The 15,373-nt window shown below is 58.6% G+C and carries 10 protein-coding genes and 1 pseudogene; 10 read left to right on the plus strand and 1 reads right to left on the minus strand.

What is annotated here, in order from left to right; all coding sequences use genetic code 11:
* From IVA96_RS00010 to IVA96_RS00055, 10 genes and pseudogenes are all read left to right on the plus strand, one after another.
* Positions 1-275: pseudogene (locus tag IVA96_RS00010) on the plus strand (chitooligosaccharide synthase NodC); the annotation flags it as partial.
* Between the two features lie 23 nt (positions 276-298).
* Complete coding sequence (nodS, locus tag IVA96_RS00015; RefSeq protein WP_247281312.1) at positions 299-928, plus strand: nodulation methyltransferase NodS; 630 nt, start codon at positions 299-301, stop codon at positions 926-928.
* An 11-nt stretch (positions 929-939) separates the two neighbouring features.
* Positions 940-2,652, plus strand: a complete 1,713-nt coding sequence (nodU, locus tag IVA96_RS00020; RefSeq protein WP_247414813.1) for a nodulation protein NodU — start codon at positions 940-942, stop codon at positions 2,650-2,652.
* A gap of 4 nt (positions 2,653-2,656) precedes the next feature.
* Positions 2,657-3,571 carry a nodulation factor ABC transporter ATP-binding protein NodI gene (gene nodI, locus IVA96_RS00025; protein WP_247281314.1) on the plus strand — a complete coding sequence of 305 codons (915 nt, stop codon included), beginning with the start codon at positions 2,657-2,659 and terminating at the stop codon, positions 3,569-3,571.
* A gap of 3 nt (positions 3,572-3,574) precedes the next feature.
* On the plus strand, positions 3,575-4,363 hold the full coding sequence (locus IVA96_RS00030; protein ID WP_247414815.1) for an ABC transporter permease: 789 nt from the start codon (positions 3,575-3,577) through the stop codon (positions 4,361-4,363).
* Positions 4,364-4,562: 199 nt separating this feature from the next.
* Positions 4,563-6,575, plus strand: a complete 2,013-nt coding sequence (locus IVA96_RS00035) for a carbamoyltransferase (protein ID WP_247414817.1) — start codon at positions 4,563-4,565, stop codon at positions 6,573-6,575.
* 192 nt (positions 6,576-6,767) lie between these two features.
* Positions 6,768-7,742: a nodulation protein NodZ gene (locus tag IVA96_RS00040; RefSeq protein WP_247414818.1), complete on the plus strand. Its 975-nt coding sequence runs from the start codon at positions 6,768-6,770 to the stop codon at positions 7,740-7,742.
* Positions 7,743-8,671: 929 nt separating this feature from the next.
* Positions 8,672-9,508: an SDR family oxidoreductase gene (locus IVA96_RS00045; protein ID WP_247414820.1), complete on the plus strand. Its 837-nt coding sequence runs from the start codon at positions 8,672-8,674 to the stop codon at positions 9,506-9,508.
* A gap of 260 nt (positions 9,509-9,768) precedes the next feature.
* Complete coding sequence (gene nifA, locus IVA96_RS00050) at positions 9,769-11,523, plus strand: nif-specific transcriptional activator NifA (protein WP_247414822.1); 1,755 nt, start codon at positions 9,769-9,771, stop codon at positions 11,521-11,523.
* Between the two features lie 417 nt (positions 11,524-11,940).
* Positions 11,941-12,807, plus strand: a complete 867-nt coding sequence (locus IVA96_RS00055; RefSeq protein WP_247414823.1) for an electron transfer flavoprotein subunit beta/FixA family protein — start codon at positions 11,941-11,943, stop codon at positions 12,805-12,807.
* 478 nt (positions 12,808-13,285) lie between these two features.
* Here the strand turns inward: IVA96_RS00055 and IVA96_RS00060 are convergent, their stop codons facing one another.
* Positions 13,286-14,635 (minus strand): MFS transporter, encoded by a 1,350-nt coding sequence (locus IVA96_RS00060; RefSeq protein ID WP_249816440.1) that lies wholly within the window; start codon positions 14,633-14,635, stop codon positions 13,286-13,288.
* Positions 14,636-15,373 lie beyond the last annotated feature (738 nt).

Below are 15,373 nucleotides of genomic sequence, written 5' to 3' on the forward strand. Positions count from 1 at the left end.
TTATCGGCTTCTCGCTCCACACCCCGATCAACATCTTCCTCCTGCTCCCGATGAAAGCCTATGCGCTCTGTACCTTGAGCAACAGCGACTGGCTCTCGCGCAAAGTAGCGAAATCATCACACGTTGACGAATCGAAGGCCTCGATCGAAGACGCGACAACTGGACCAAGCCTTAACCCGGTATCGGAAACGCCTGGCTCAATTCGCGGGGCCGGTCTTTCGCGCGCTCCCTCGCAGCTGACCGCGTCTGATGGCATTGCGGCCGAGACTGACTGACAGCTTTATAGGGGCATTTAGTGGTGAGCGTGGACAAGACACATCAATCGTTGCAACGGGAGCTGACTAACGATGACCCGTGGCGGCTTGACGACAATCCGTTCGAACGTGAGCGTCACACCCAATTGCTACGGCTATCGCTGTCGAACGGCGCCGTCTCAACCGGGCTCGAGATCGGGTGCGCGGCCGGTGCATTCACAGAGAAGCTTGCTCCTCACTGCAAACGGCTCACGGTCATCGATGTTATGCCGCGAGCGATCGGTCGAGCGGTCCAGCGGACCAAGAGGTGGTCGCATATCAGCTGGGCGGCGAGCGATATTCTGCAGTTCTCGACCGAAGAGCTGTTCGATCTGATCGTGGTCGCCGAAGTTCTCTACTATCTCGAAGACATGACACGGATGCGTACCGCAATCGACAAAATAGTGAAGATGCTTGCTCCAGGTGGGCATCTGGTCTTCGGATCTGCACGTGATGCCACCTGCAGGCGATGGGGGCATGTCGCTGGCGCCGAGACAGTCATCACGATGTTGACTGAAGCGCTCATCGAGGTCGAACGCGTGCAGTGCCAGGGGCAGTCGGCGGACGAAGACTGCTTGTTGGTCCGCTTTCGCAATCCGGAGCGATCTTCGATCCGTCCTAACGGCCGAGCTTGAAAGGAGCCACTATGCGTATCTGCGGTATCAAGCTGACGCATGACGGGGCAGTCGCTCTGATCGAGCACGGCCGGGTGGTGTTTTGTGTCGAACAGGAGAAGCTGAACAACAATCCGCGCTATCAAACCATCGACAACCTGGATGCCGTTGTTAGCGCCTTGGCGGAGCACGGGCTGCATCCGAGCGATGTTGATCAGTTCGTTATTGATGGCTGGGATGGAGAGTTCGAGTCGCAGTTTGAAGTCCTTAGTGGGACGACGACCATCAAGCTCAAGGGCGCGCCGTATGTCGAACGGCTAGGCGATAGCCCCCTGACGTCCCGCGATGGCATCGGCCTCATGCTTGATGGGAAGCTATATCCCTATCAAAGCTATCCCCATGTCACCGGGCACGTAGCATCCGCATATTGCGCCAGCTCGTTTGCCAAATCCGCGCAATCTGCTTTCTGCTTGGTGTGGGACGGCTGCATGTTTCCACGCCTCTACTATGTCGAGCCCCATGGCATCCGGTTCATCGAGTGCCTGTTTCCGATGATAGGTCACGCCTATGCGACGGCAGGACATCACTTTGGACCTTACAGGCGGGCAGACCGCACCAGCTGGGATCTCGGTATTGCCGGCAAGCTGATGGCCTATATCGCGCTGGGATCGCCCGACGAGGACAGTATTAAGACGTTTCATGAACTTTATGAGGCGCACTTTGCCACGGATGCTGAGGGCGCTTGTCCTGAGCTTGGAGAGATCAACAGCTCACAAGCGCCGCTTGAAGCTCTGCACGACTTCTTCGATGCGTGCGCAATGCGATTGAAGGAAAAGCAAGCCGAAGACGTCCTTGCGTCATTTCACGTTTTTCTAGAGCGTCTGCTGGTTCGCACCATTGCTGATGTTGTGGAGCGGCATTCGGATCTTGCGGGGGCGCGTAACCTCTGCATAGCCGGCGGCTGTGGCCTAAATATTAAGTGGAATAGTGCATTTCGTGCGACCGGCCTATTCGATGTCGTGTGGGTGCCGCCCTTTCCGAACGACAGCGGCTCAGCCATTGGTGCTGCTTGCTCTGCGCTGGCGGCACAGCAAGGCTTTAGAGCTCTGGAATGGTCGGTCTACAGTGGACCGGCCGTGCGTCCCAGCGAAGTCCCGCCCGAATGGGAGGGCGCGCCCTGCACTATGGGCGAACTTGCGGCAATCCTCGCTTGCGACAAGCCAGTGGTCTTCCTTGCCGGGCGTGCCGAGCTCGGACCACGAGCCTTGGGTGGCAGAAGCATTCTCGCGGCTGCGAGCTGGGAAGGAATGAAAGATCATCTCAACGACATCAAACTTCGCGAGCATTTCAGGCCGGTAGCGCCGATATGCCTGGAGGATCGTGCGGCGGAGATTTTTAGCCCTGGAATACCCGATCCGTACATGCTGTTCGATCACCAGACGCGACCGGAATGGCGGGACAAAATTCCCGCCGTCGTACATCTCGACGGATCTGCTCGTCTACAGACCGTTTCCAGAACCTCTCAGCATAAAGTGGCCGAGCTTCTCGTCGAATACGAGAAGCTCACAGGCATTCCGCTGCTTTGCAATACCAGCGCCAATCTGCATGGACGCGGCTTTTTCCCGGATGCTGCCGCCGCGTGCCAGTGGGGACGCGTCGATCACGTATGGTGTGACGGGCTGCTTTGGACAAAAAAACGCGCAAGCGAGGAAGCGGCGCGAATAACGTCCGTCGCGATGGCGTAAGCAAATGTCAACCGCGGCAGTCGACCTTTTCCAGGTGAGCAAGTTCTACGACGACAGGGTCGTCGTGGACGCTCTTTCGTTTATGGTCTCGCCGGGAGAGTGCTTCGGTCTGCTGGGACCAAACGGCGCGGGTAAAAGCACGCTCGCGCGTTTGATCCTGGGTGTTGCATCGCCCGACGCAGGTAAGATATGCGTGCTCGGCGAGCCAGTGCCGGCACGGGCGCCCTTGGCGCGGCGGGGGATCGGGGTTGTCCCACAGTTCGATAACCTTGATCTTCAGCTCACGGTGCGCGAAAACTTGCTCGTTTTCGGGCGCTACTTCGCCATGAGCGCGGCTGAGGTGAAAGCGGTCACGCCGTCACTGCTCGAATTCGCGCGCCTGGAGAACAAGGCGGATGCCCGCGTCGCCGAACTGTCCGGCGGCATGAGGCGACGCCTGACGTTGGCACGGGCCCTCATTAACGACCCGCAGCTCTTGGTGCTTGATGAGCCGACGACCGGCCTTGATCCGCACGGCCGTCACCTGATCTGGGAACGCTTGCGCTCGCTATTAGCGCGCGGCAAAACGATCCTTCTCACCACCCACTTCATGGAAGAGGCGGAGCGATTGTGCGACCGCCTGTGCGTGCTTGAGCACGGCCGTAAGATCGCCGAAGGTCAGCCCCACGCGCTGATCGAGCAGCAGATCGGCTGCCAAGTGATCGAGATTTACGGCGGTAATCCGCATGAACTGCTGCCGTTGGTCAGACCCCAAGTGCAGCGCGCTGAGGTGAGCGGGGAGACGCTCTTCTGCTATGTCACGGATCCAGAGCAGGTGCGCCTCCGGCTTGCCAACCGCACGGATCTCCGCTTTCTGCAGCGTCCTCCAAATCTGGAGGATGTCTTCTTGCGGCTAACCGGGCGAGAGATAAAGGACTGAACGATGTGGCAACGTTTTGCGCCGGCGCTCCCTGCTAATCCATGGAACTGGATCGCGGTATGGCGCCGCAATTTTTTGGTTTGGCGGAAAGTCGCTCTGGCATCGATTCTTGGGAATCTGGCCGAGCCGATGAGCTCTCTGTTCGGTCTCGGGTTTGGCCTTGGAATGATCATAGGTGGTGTTGAGGGGACCTCATACATCTCGTTTCTGGCGGCTGGCATGGTCGCCACAAGCGCGATGGTCTCCGCAACCTTCGAAACGATCTATGCGGCTTACGCTCGCATGCAGACAAATTGCACGTGGGAGGCAGTGCTCTGTACGCCCCTTACGCTCGGCGACATTGTTCTCGGCGAAGTGGCGTGGGCAGCGAGCAAGGCCTTGCTCGCCGGGACCGCGATCACGATTGTCGCCGTCGCGCTGGGTTACGCAGAGTGGTCATCCATCCCCTATGCGTTACCAGCCATCGCCCTCACTGGCGTTACTTTCGCGAGCCTCGCAATGGTCGTTTCAGCACTTGCACCGAGCCACGACTATTTCATCTTCTACCAGTCGCTCATTCTCACGCCCATGATGTATTTGAGCGGGGCGATCTTCCCAATGAGCCAGTTGCCCGGTTCATTTCAACGCATCGCGGCCTTATTGCCGCTGACTCATTCGGTCGATCTCATTCGTCCGGCAATGCTCGGTCGGACGGTCGACAGCGTCGGATTGCATGTGGGCGCACTTTGCATCTACGCAGCATTTCCCTTCCTCGTCTCGGCCATGCTGCTTCGGCAGCGCCTGATGCGGTGAGAGGAACAAGACCTAAAGCGAAGCATCGCGCGTGCGAGATGAGATATCGGGCGTAACGAACTTCCGATCGCGTGCGACGCTTATGTGAGTCTTGTCACGCTAGCGATGCCTGATCGGCCCCGCGACGACGTGCGGCCTACTCCCAAAGCAAGCGATACGAAATAGGCCGACAGGCCTCTCAGGATTAACGGAGAACAAGATGCTGTGTCTAGGATTGAGTGGCGGCCTCGACAGGGTCTATGAAAACCCCCTTGGACTACCGAACACGTTTCTGCACGACGGCGCCGCAGTACTTGTCAAGGACGGGCGCGTGCTCGCTGCCGTGGAAGAGGAGCGCCTCAACCGGATCAAACATTCAAACAAGCTCCCGAGCAGTGCGATTGAATACTGTCTTGCAGCCGCGGGTGTGGAGCTTCGCGACGTCGATCGTATTGCGTTCTACGCTACTGAAGCCTATTGCAATGCGATGCTCGAACGGTTGTTCATCTCACAACCGGAAATCTCAATTCCGCTAGATGCGAATCTGCTGTTACGGCATCTTCTAGCCACGGAGTTCGGTACCCAAGTTGATCCTTCGCGGGTGTCATTCGTAGGCCACCATCAGGCCCACGCCGTGAGCGCTCTGGCGATGTCGGGTTTTGAAGAAAGCCTGGTCCTCGCGATCGACGGTTGTGGCGACTTCCTGTCGGGTCTCTTGGCGGTCGGGTCGGGCACCGAAATGACCGAGCTTATGACCTTTCCAGAGAATAACTCTCTCGGACTGTTCTATCTGGAGACGATCCGATATCTCGGCTACGGCCTGTTCGACGAGTATAAGGTTATGGGGCTGGCTCCTTACGGAGATCCCGCACGCTATCGCGAGCTCTTTTCCCAATTCTATGAGCTCTCCGCAAACGGTGGCTACCGCGTTCACCTCGACCGTATCGGTCCGGCATTGCTGCGCAATATTGAGGTCCGGCGAAAGGGAATGCCGTTCACGCAACAGCATCGAGATGTGAGCGCATCGTTGCAGGAGGCGCTGGAGCGGATCGTGTTTCACATTCTTCGGCATTACCGTGAGTCGACTGGAATGAAACGGTTGTGCCTGGCTGGCGGGGTGGCTCACAACTGCACGCTGAACGGAAAACTCCTGTATTCAGGCCTGTTCGAAGACATCTTCGTGCAGCCGGCTGCGCATGACGCCGGATGCGCATTGGGCGCGGCACTGATGGTGTCGAACGAGGCCGGGCGGCCTGCGCCCCGCGAGCGACTACAGGCGGTTTATTGGGGGCCAGATGTCGGCAGCGACGACAGCATCGAACAGGAACTGAAGGGATGGGCCGGACACCTCGAGATTGAACGGACTGCTGACGTCGCAACCAGAGCAGCCGAGTGGATGGCTGATGGCGCCGTGATCGGGTGGGTACAGGGCCAATCGGAGTTCGGCCCTCGTGCGCTCGGCAACCGCAGTATTCTTGCCGACCCGAGGCCCGCGGCGAACAAGGACCGGATCAATGCGATGGTCAAGAAGCGCGAGAGTTATCGACCATTTGCGCCATCGGTTCTGGAGGAGGATGCGGGCGCGTTCTTTGAGTTGCCGGATGGTCGCGCAGAATATCCCTTCATGAATTTCGTCGTTCGCGTGCGCGAATCCAAGCGTGCTTCGCTAGGCGCGATCACGCATATCGATGGTACGGCTCGGCTGCAGACGGTTTCCCGCACGAACAATGCCGCCTATTGGGAACTCATCAATGCGTTCAAGAGCCGGACAGGCGTCCCGATTCTGCTTAATACGTCCTTCAACAACAATGCCGAACCGATCGTAGATTCCGTTGCCGATGCGATTACGGCGTTTTTATCGACCGAGCTGGATGGTCTTGTAGTCGGGTCATTCCTCGTCAAGAAGCGGGCAACAACGCTCGAAAGCTGGACTGCACTCGCCGTATCACTGCCGCCCCATGTATCTCTTTACCGGGTTCGCGCTCATGCGGGCCGAGAACGCCAGGAGACAGTCTGCGAGATCCGCATGGGTCACTCCAGCCAGGACAGCGTGCGCGTCTCGCATGACCTGTTCGACATGCTGATGCAAATTGAGAAGGAAGCTGTTCTTGCCGATCTTCTCGCCAGGGTCACCTCTGACAGGACTAGGCGAGAAGCTCTCGTGAACGAACTGCGCGGGCTCTGGGATCTGCGCCGTATTCGGCTGCATCCGTCACAGACTGCGCGGTCGTAAAAGGTGGGCAATGCGGAAGAGGGCTCCTTGGACGCCTCTTGCATGACCTGCCAATCGCGGTGCCGTGGAGGAGGGCTTGCGGGTTGATCGCCTTGCGTCCAGGTGACCAGCCGTCCATTGGCGTGGATCGGATTCGCAAGAGTAGGTGCGCCACACAAAACCAATCTTACGCAACGAGAAGGGTTTGATAACTTGACGAAGGAACGCTTTGTTATTTCTCGGAGGCGTACCGGCTTTGGTGACTGCCTCTGGTCGCTGGCGTCAGCCTGGTCGTACGCGCAGCGGACCGGGCGGACGCTCGTCGTTGACTGGCGCGGTTCCTGCTACATCGACCAACCGTTCAGCAACGCCTTTCCGGTGTTCTTCGAGCCGCTTGAGGACATCGCTGGGGTACCGGTGATTTGCGATGACCGGGTCAACCAGATCTCGTTTCCCGGACCGTTCTTCCCGCGGTGGTGGAATAGGCCATCGATCGACTGCATCAATCGTCCGGATGAGCAGATCTTCAAAGAACGTGACGAACTGACCGAGCTGTTCCAGGCAAGAGAAGATAACGAAGCCAACACCATTGTCTGTGACGCCTGCCTGATGTGGCGTTGTGGCGAGGAAGCCGAACGACTGATCTTTCGGAACATCAAGCTCAGGTCTGAGATTCAAGCGCGGATCGACGCCTTGTATGAGGAACACTTTAACGGCCATAGCATCATTGGCGTTCATGTTCGGCACGGCAATGGCGAAGATATCATGGAGCATGCGCCGTACTGGGCCGATTCGGAGCTCGCCCTTCGTCAGGTCTGCATGGCAATCCGTAAAGCCAAGGCTTTGCCATATCCAAAGCCTGTAAAGGTCTTCCTGTGCACGGACAGTGCACAGGTGCTCGATCGACTATCGGATCTGTTTCCCGATGTCTTCGCCGTACCAAAACGTTTCCAGGCCGATCGGGCAGGGCCGTTGCATAGTGCGGAAATGGGAATTGAAGGTGGAGCTTCCGCTCTCATCGACATGTATCTTCTTGCGCGATGCGCTACAGTGATCCGCTTTCCCCCCACCAGCGCCTTCACGCGCTATGCCCGTCTGCTCGTGCCACGAATTATTGAATTCGACCAGAGCAAGCCGGAGCACTTGACCATGATCGATAACCCATACGAGCATTTCGCGGCTTCATGAAGCGCCAGAATGTGAGCCTGAGCAATGGCGGGCTAGATCATCGGTCTGATACTGCTGGCTTCGACACCATCGAGTTTCGCAACGTCTCGCAGGATCGGTGGATGGCGACTTCCGTCCCGCAAGCGACGGCTGACCGGCGCACCACCACGGATGCGGTGCGGTGCGAGGGCGAACGCCTGCGAAGCGTAAGGGCCAACGCCCGCGGGCGCCGGCGGCCTTGCCCCGCAATGCTTCGGGCCCTCCTGTGTAAGTCGAGTCGCGCGGAAAGGTTATGGTTCTGTCATCCTCCGGCCAAATCCGCCATCGCTGGCCAGACGGTGAAAAGCACGGCAATGGCGGTCCGGGTCGCCGAGGAAATCTGACGTAACAGACAGTCACGTCAGAATGTCCCAGCAGCAAGGAGGCGCGTCCGGTAGATGGATCGCCTTTGCTGGGCAACCCTTTTGCGGTCAGCTCGTTTTCTGGACGACGGCCTTGTTCATGCGCCGCTCGCAGAGTCCTTTCGGACGGAGGTGTGATGAACCGCGCGGCCGGCGGCCCATCGATATTGCTCAAGAGCCGCATGTGCGGCCGCGCGTACCATTGGCCGAGAGCAACTTGGACGAACTGGCCATTAAATCCTGATCTCCGCCAAAGGCAGCTAACCTATCTCGTCCAGCCCGCATGACCCACAGACCACTCTGGAGGGCGACGCAGTCAGCTCGCGATGGAAACACCAGCCTCTCGGCTCGAAGGCTTAGCGCACGTAGTGGGCAGCACCCGGGAGCTCGACGACAGCCATTGCTGCGTTGCTGGTGTCGAAAAGCAAACAGGCCAGATGTTCGGAACCTGCCATTTGCGTCCTAAAAGCGCGCCACCTGTGCCCTGCATCGCTCTGGCCCGGATCCTGCACCAGGTGCACAGGCGAGGGGAGCGGAGGGGAGTCGCGTGTGAATCTAGGTCTACCAGATGACAATGCGGTCGCAGCTCAATCGTCGGAAACGGACGCTCGCGGTCCAATTCACGCCGATGGAGGGGGCCGTCCGCTGCGTGAGCGGAAAACGCTGGTATTGACCGGGGCATCGCGCGGTATCGGTCGCGCCACCCGAAGATTGTTTTCGGAAGCCGGTTGGCGCATCATTTCTTGCGCGCGCCAACCATTCGACGCGGTGCGCTGCCCAAGGGACTCAGAGGGGGATAGCTATATCGAAGTCGACCTGAGCGATCATCGGACGCTGCCGCGCGCGATTGCCCAGATAAAGGAGCGCCTTGCCGGCGCACCGCTGCAGGGACTGATAAACAATGCCGGAAACTCGCCAAAAACGCCAAACGGTGCCCGGCTGACGTCGCTGGCGACCTCAGTCGATACCTGGATGCGCGTGTTCCACCTCAATCTGGTGGCGCCGATCCTGCTCGCTCAGGGTCTGTTCGATGAGCTAAAAGCGGCTTCAGGCTCGATCGTCAATGTGACTTCGATCGCCGGCGCGCGGGTGCATCCATTTGCAGGCACGGCATATGCGACGTCGAAAGCTGCGCTCGCTTGTCTCACGCGCGAACTGGCGCACGATTGCGCCTCACATGGCATTCGCGTCACTGCGATCGCGCCGGGCGAAATCAAGACGGACATTTTGTCGCCTGACACGGAAGCGCATCTTGTGCCAAAGATCCCACTTCGCCGGGTGGGTACACCCGAAGAGGTCGCCAAGGTCATTTTCTTCCTATGTTCAGATGCGGCAAGTTATGTCACTGGCGCCGAAGTGCCGATCAATGGCGGGCAACACTTGTGAGTGAATCCGTCCCTGCCGAACCCGGCTAACTGAGTTTCATCGATGGAAGCCATGTTGGCCGGGGCGAATCCGCGCAGCGAGTTGGAAAGAATAAAGCGGCAAATCTAGTCACTGTAAGTGCTGCCGGCGTGCCATGAAGAGGCGTCATCTCTCGCCCCGCCCTGAGAACTGGATGTCAGATCGAGGCAGGCATGCAACACGAGTCCAACAAGTCCGATCGAGGTGATGGGGAGGATCAAGAAAGGAACGGAGAAGTCATTATGCTGGACAGCGTTTCCCTGCGCGAAAAACCAAACTCAACCTCCGACGCGGACCCTTCAGCTTCTATTCTGCGGTCGCAAGAGAAATCGCTAAGCACGATCTTTGAAATAGCGCACACGCTCACCGGCCTATGCCGGCTCGAAGCCAAGCTGGCGACCGTCATCGAGCGTCTGCCATTGCTCGTGCAGATGCGGCGCGGCATCGTATGTCTGTTCGATCATGACGGGGTGCCCGAGATCATCGTAGACGACGGCCGGAGCGAAGGGCGCGACGCGCGTTGCGGGGTGCGCTTGCCGCAAGGAGCAATTGATCAAATTGTGGCGACGGGGCGGCCGCTCATCGCCGAGAACGTAGCGCTGGATTCGATCTTCAGTTCTTCGGACGTCGAGATGCTGGACGCCGCCGGTAATACGCGTATTGCGTTCATCGGTGTTCCCATAGACATTGACGAGAAAGTTGTGGGTACGCTGAGCATCGACCGCATCGCAGACAACGGGACGCACGCGCAGCTCGAGGACGACCTCCGCCTGCTGACGATGGTCGCAAGCCTTCTGGGCCAGACGGCGAAGCTGCATTGCGTTTTTGCGCGCGATCGCGGGCGGCCTATGGACGAGGAGTTCCGGCCGCAGAAGCAGCTGTCCGAACTCAAGCCTCATGGGCGGGAGCGTAAGAAGGTCCAAGTCGATGGAATTATCGGCGACAGCCCGGCGCTGCGCGCGTTGCTTGAGAAGATCGAGCTGATCGCAAAATCGAATAGCACCGTTCTGTTGCGTGGCGAATCGGGTACCGGCAAAGAGCTGGTCGCGAAGGCTATTCACGAGCGTTCAGCGCGCGCCAAACGCCCCTTTATCAAGCTGAATTGCGCAGCCCTCACCGAGACGGTGCTGGAATCCGAATTGTTCGGCCACGAGAAGGGGGCGTTTACGGGCGCATTCAACGCGCGCAAGGGTCGCTTCGAGCTCGCCGACAAGGGAACGTTGTTTCTGGATGAGATCGGCGAGATCTCGGCGTCGTTCCAGGCGAAACTCCTGCGCGTGCTTCAGGAGCAGGAGTTCGAGCGGGTGGGCGGCAATCAGACGATCAAAGTGGACGTCCGCGTGATTGCAGCCACGAATAAGAATCTTGAAGAGGCGGTGGCAAGGAAGGAGTTTCGTGCCGATCTCTATTATCGCATCAGCGTGGTTCCTCTGCTACTGCCGCCGCTGCGCGAAAGACGCACTGATATTCCGCTTCTCGCCGCTCGATTCTTGAAGAACTTCAACAATGAGAACGGCCGTGCTCTGGTCTTCGATTCAAGTGCGATTGACGTTCTTATGAATTGCGGATTTCCCGGTAATGTCCGCGAGCTGGAGAACTGTGTGCAGCGGACCGCGACCCTGGCGCACGGATCGTCGATCGTAAGAGACGATTTTGCCTGCTGCCACGGGCAATGCCTGTCGGCCACGCTATGGAAGTGCGGGCCGGAGCAAGTGGCGCGACAGCCGAGCCCGATGATCTCACTCCCCGCGAGGCTGAGCATGCCGCCAACACAAGCTGTGGCACACGTTCAGCCGTTCGGTAGCGAACTGACGCCGCTAGAGCCACCCGGCCGACTTAGCATAGGTGCCGCCAAGGTCACAGATCGCGAGCGCGTAGTCGCGGCGATGGAAAGGTCCGGGTGGGTACAGGCCAAGGCGGCGCGCCTGCTTGGACTGACGCCGCGCCAGATTGGCTATGCCTTGAGAAGGCACGGTATCGAGATCAAGCGTTTCTGAATAAAAAGTCGGGCTCGCGTCTCTCTCGCTCGCCCGGGCGCGGTAGGAGAACGTGCCAAGAGGCGGTACTCTGGTCCATGAAGCGGATACGAAACCGATGTGCTCTGCTTGGGGGTGGCCATGCCGGGAAGCGTAAGCCCTATTCGCGTTAGCCGGGTGCTGGTCATCGTCTGCTTGCAATGTATTCGCCCTATGAGAAATGATTAGGTGTCGAACTAGCGCAAGATCACGGCCGCGCCATTTCTGCGACTCAGATCAGAGAGAGATCACGTCCGCTTTGCGCAGCCCGTCGCAGTTCCGACAACGGTCTCACCGTCAGTCGCCAGCCATTGCATTCGTCCCTCATCGGCGAAATGCCTGGGGTGGTATGACAGTTGCTATTCGTGGGGAGCCTGCTCAACATCTTAGGAGAAGCATATGCACAGCATCGTCTGCATCAAACAGGTCCCCGACTCCGCACAAATCCGCGTGCATCCTGTCACGAATACGATCATGCGTCAGGGCGTGCCGACAATCATCAACCCATATGATCTGTTCGCACTGGAAGCTGCGCTCGAGCTACGAGACAAGTTCGGCGGCGAAATCACTGTTCTGACAATGGGCCCGCCGTCGGCTGAAGAATCTCTCCGAAAGGCGCTGACATTTGGTGCCGATCGTGCTGTCCTGCTCACTGATCGTAGTTTCGCGGGCTCCGATACGCTGGCGACGAGTTACGCGCTGGCGTGCGCGATTCGCAACATCGGGAAGGAATATGGCCCACCAGACGTCATATTCACTGGCAAGCAGACTATCGACGGCGATACGGCGCAGGTGGGACCTGGCATTGCGAAGAGGCTCGGGGTCCAGCAGCTTACTTATGTTTCCACAATCAAAGCGTTGGACTTCAAAGCACGCACGATCGATGCGGAACGGCGCTGCGAAGGAGGAGTCCAGGTGCTGCGTTCCAAGCTTCCTTGTCTCATCAGCATGTTAGAGGCAAGCAATCAAATTCGCCGCGGTGCAATGATCGATGCCTTGCGTGCGGCCCGTGCCTCAATCGTAAAATGGAGCGCTCAAACTGCCGGCGTGGATGACATGGCCAAATGCGGTCTGAGGGGGTCGCCGACCGTCGTCAAGCGTGTCTTCGCGCCCTCCGTACGAGCGGAGAAGGCGACGTGGGTGGAAGCGGCCGAGCAGCCGGCGCAAGCGTTGATCGACGCCATGTTCAAGCGCAACCCTACGCTCGAGACGGAGCTCGCACAGCTTGCGCGCGGTACCTCATCCGCGCAAACTAGCGGTGCGTGAAGTCGCGGCTGATCGAGCGGAGCCAGCGCTGGCCTGGGTCGTGGTCATGCATTGGCCCGTCGCTCGGTGCACCAGGCACGATTCAAGCTTTTCGAGCGCTCGCTAAGGTTTGGCGAGCTGCGATACACCAGTCCACTGGGAAATTCATGCAGCGTCAAGACTGCCCGTTAAGTTTGCTTGGCAGCGCACGTGGAGCTCGCGCGAGGGATGTATCTCCCTCGCGCGAGCTCTGCCGTGTTTCAAGTAGCCGCAAAGTGCGAGCATTATCAGCGCGCCGCTCGACCACAGAACGAATGGAGCGTGCCGATAGTGCTCAGCCATTCCCGGTAAACATCAGCGACGGCTCGTCCCGATACTGCTCGACAAAGAACCGTGACCCGCAGAGTGGCACGCGTACCACCGCGAGTTCACCGCAAGGACCGCCACGCACCCCGCTCAGTTCAGTCTTGGACGTGAAGATCCCCCCGTGGGCGCGCTGCTAATGCGTAGTAAATTGCGCGCTTACGGCCCGGTTAGACCGCTCGGGTCGCGACAGCTTCGCAACTCTCTTGGTGTTTCCTGGATAAATCGTGAGCGCGGCGATAATGCCGAGCAAAGCTGCAAACATCAACCAGAAACCCGGCGAAGCCTTGTCGTCAGTCCGATCGATCAGCCAAGTCGATGCGAGCGGCGTAAAGGTGCCAAAGAGAGCTGCGGCGAGTGCGAAGGCCAAAGAAAAGCAGGTTGTGCGAACGTGCTTCGGCACGATTTCGACCAGAGCGCCCAACATGGCGCCGCTATAGGTGCCAAAGTAGAACGAGAACATCATCTCCACTACCAGCATCTTGCCGAAGCTTGGGTCGGTCACAAGCCAAGACAACGCCGGATATACAGTCACCAAGGCAAGGCCGGCAATGGTCAGCAAGACCGGCTTCCGACCGATTCTGTCAGAGATCGCGCCGCCAATTGGGTTCCAGATGAAGTTCGTCACGGCGACCAAAAGCGTCACCAAGAGCGTGTTCTGCGAGGACAGCTGCAATACGTGCTTGCCGAACGTAGGCGTGTACACTGTGACGAAATAGAAGGTCGTGGTCGTCAGCATCGCGATCATCATGCCGAGAATGACAATGCGCCAGTTCGCAACTGTGGAGGCAAAGACCTCGCGGGCCGTTGGGTGGGTCTTCATGACCAGAAACTCCGGAGTTTCCTCCAGCGTCCGGCGCAGGAAGAAGATAAGCGGAACGATCAAGCAGCCAAGGAAGAATGGGATCCGCCAGCCCCAGGCGGCAACCATTTCGGCCGGAAGTGCTTCGCTCAAAAAATATCCGATAAGAGCGGCGACAAAGATCGCAACCTGCTGGCTCGAGGACTGAAAGGATGTGTAAAAGCCGCGGTTGCCCGGAGTGGCAATCTCGGAGAGGTAGACGGAAACGCCGCCAACCTCAACGCCGGCAGAAAAGCCCTGCAACAGCCGTCCGAACAGCACGATCGCCGGTGCGGCAATGCCGATTGTTGCATAGCCGGGACAAAAGGCGATGATGACGGTGCCAATAGCCATGATCGAAAGCGTGATAATCAGGCCTTGGCGACGGCCAATCTGGTCAATATAGGCTCCAAGCACAATCGCGCCAACCGGTCGCATCAAGGCCCCCAGCCAGAACACACCGAAGGTGTTAAGCAGTGAAGCGGTTTCGCTTCCTGATGGAAAGAACGCGTTTCCGATGGCACTGGCGTAGAACCCGAACAAGAAGAAGTCGAACTGCTCGAGGAAGTTGCCGCTCGTCGCACGTAAGATGGCGCCAATGCGCGATTTGGCATTTGACGCTTGCGCGATGGACACTGGTGACATGGCGAGTTTCCTCTCGGTGTGAAATGGCCGGTTCCGGAGAAAATCTCACGCCAGCCGAGTGCAGTATCATGGCCGCGAATCTGCCATCAGGGCACTATCGACCAACCCGTAAGCGCCTGACGTTTCCGGCATATTTTCGGCAATTGCCGCAAACTCGCACAGTTTTTCGGGCGTTATTCCGCTCGCGCCGCAGGAGTGACTCTCAAGCTACTGAAACCTCGGGCAATTCTCGGTGACAAGGTTGTTGTCTGTGGCGTGGCCGAATTCGCTCATTGAGCGCACCGACATGCAATGAAAAGGAAGGACGAGATGCATGGCATGCGAGCGGCAGGGAAGAGCTCCGTGAGATGTCGTGCTAGAACAGCTCGCGAGCCTGCGATTGGGGCCGAGGTGCGTTAGCATCTCACCCCGATGTCCAGCGATTTGGCCTCGAGTTGCTCAAGTTAACCTGAGGTTTGACGGAAAAACGTTTGGTGAGCGTGCTGGCGATCGAGCCCGTCCGATAGCGCCGATCGCCATGCTCGGCAAGTGCCACGTTGTTCTTCGAAGCGAGGCGCGCCTCATACTTCGAGGGCCGCTGCGGTCCTAAATGCGGTCCAAAACCCGCGCTGAGGGGGAGAAACATAGCGGGCCACCTCAGCGATAATGGGCATTCGTTTGGATCAATCGAACAGGTTCATCTGGCTTCCACGCCGTTTGAAAAAAAACTTGGATGTTTGTCACGAATTATGACCCAGG

This window comes from Bradyrhizobium sp. 159, from assembly GCF_023073795.1.
Classification (GTDB): Bacteria; Pseudomonadota; Alphaproteobacteria; order Rhizobiales; family Xanthobacteraceae; genus Bradyrhizobium.

Bases quoted from the DNA above. Each gene is read 5' to 3' on its own strand.
- nodU (WP_247414813.1), top strand. From the start codon at position 940: ATGCGTATCTGCGGTATCAAGCTGACGCATGACGGGGCAGTCGCTCTG.
- nodI (WP_247281314.1), top strand. From the start codon at position 2,657: ATGTCAACCGCGGCAGTCGACCTTTTCCAGGTGAGCAAGTTCTACGAC.
- IVA96_RS00030 (WP_247414815.1), top strand. From the start codon at position 3,575: ATGTGGCAACGTTTTGCGCCGGCGCTCCCTGCTAATCCATGGAACTGG.
- IVA96_RS00035 (WP_247414817.1), top strand. From the start codon at position 4,563: ATGCTGTGTCTAGGATTGAGTGGCGGCCTCGACAGGGTCTATGAAAAC.
- nifA (WP_247414822.1), top strand. From the start codon at position 9,769: ATGCTGGACAGCGTTTCCCTGCGCGAAAAACCAAACTCAACCTCCGAC.
- IVA96_RS00055 (WP_247414823.1), top strand. From the start codon at position 11,941: ATGCACAGCATCGTCTGCATCAAACAGGTCCCCGACTCCGCACAAATC.
- IVA96_RS00060 (WP_249816440.1), bottom strand. From the start codon at position 14,635: ATGTCACCAGTGTCCATCGCGCAAGCGTCAAATGCCAAATCGCGCATT.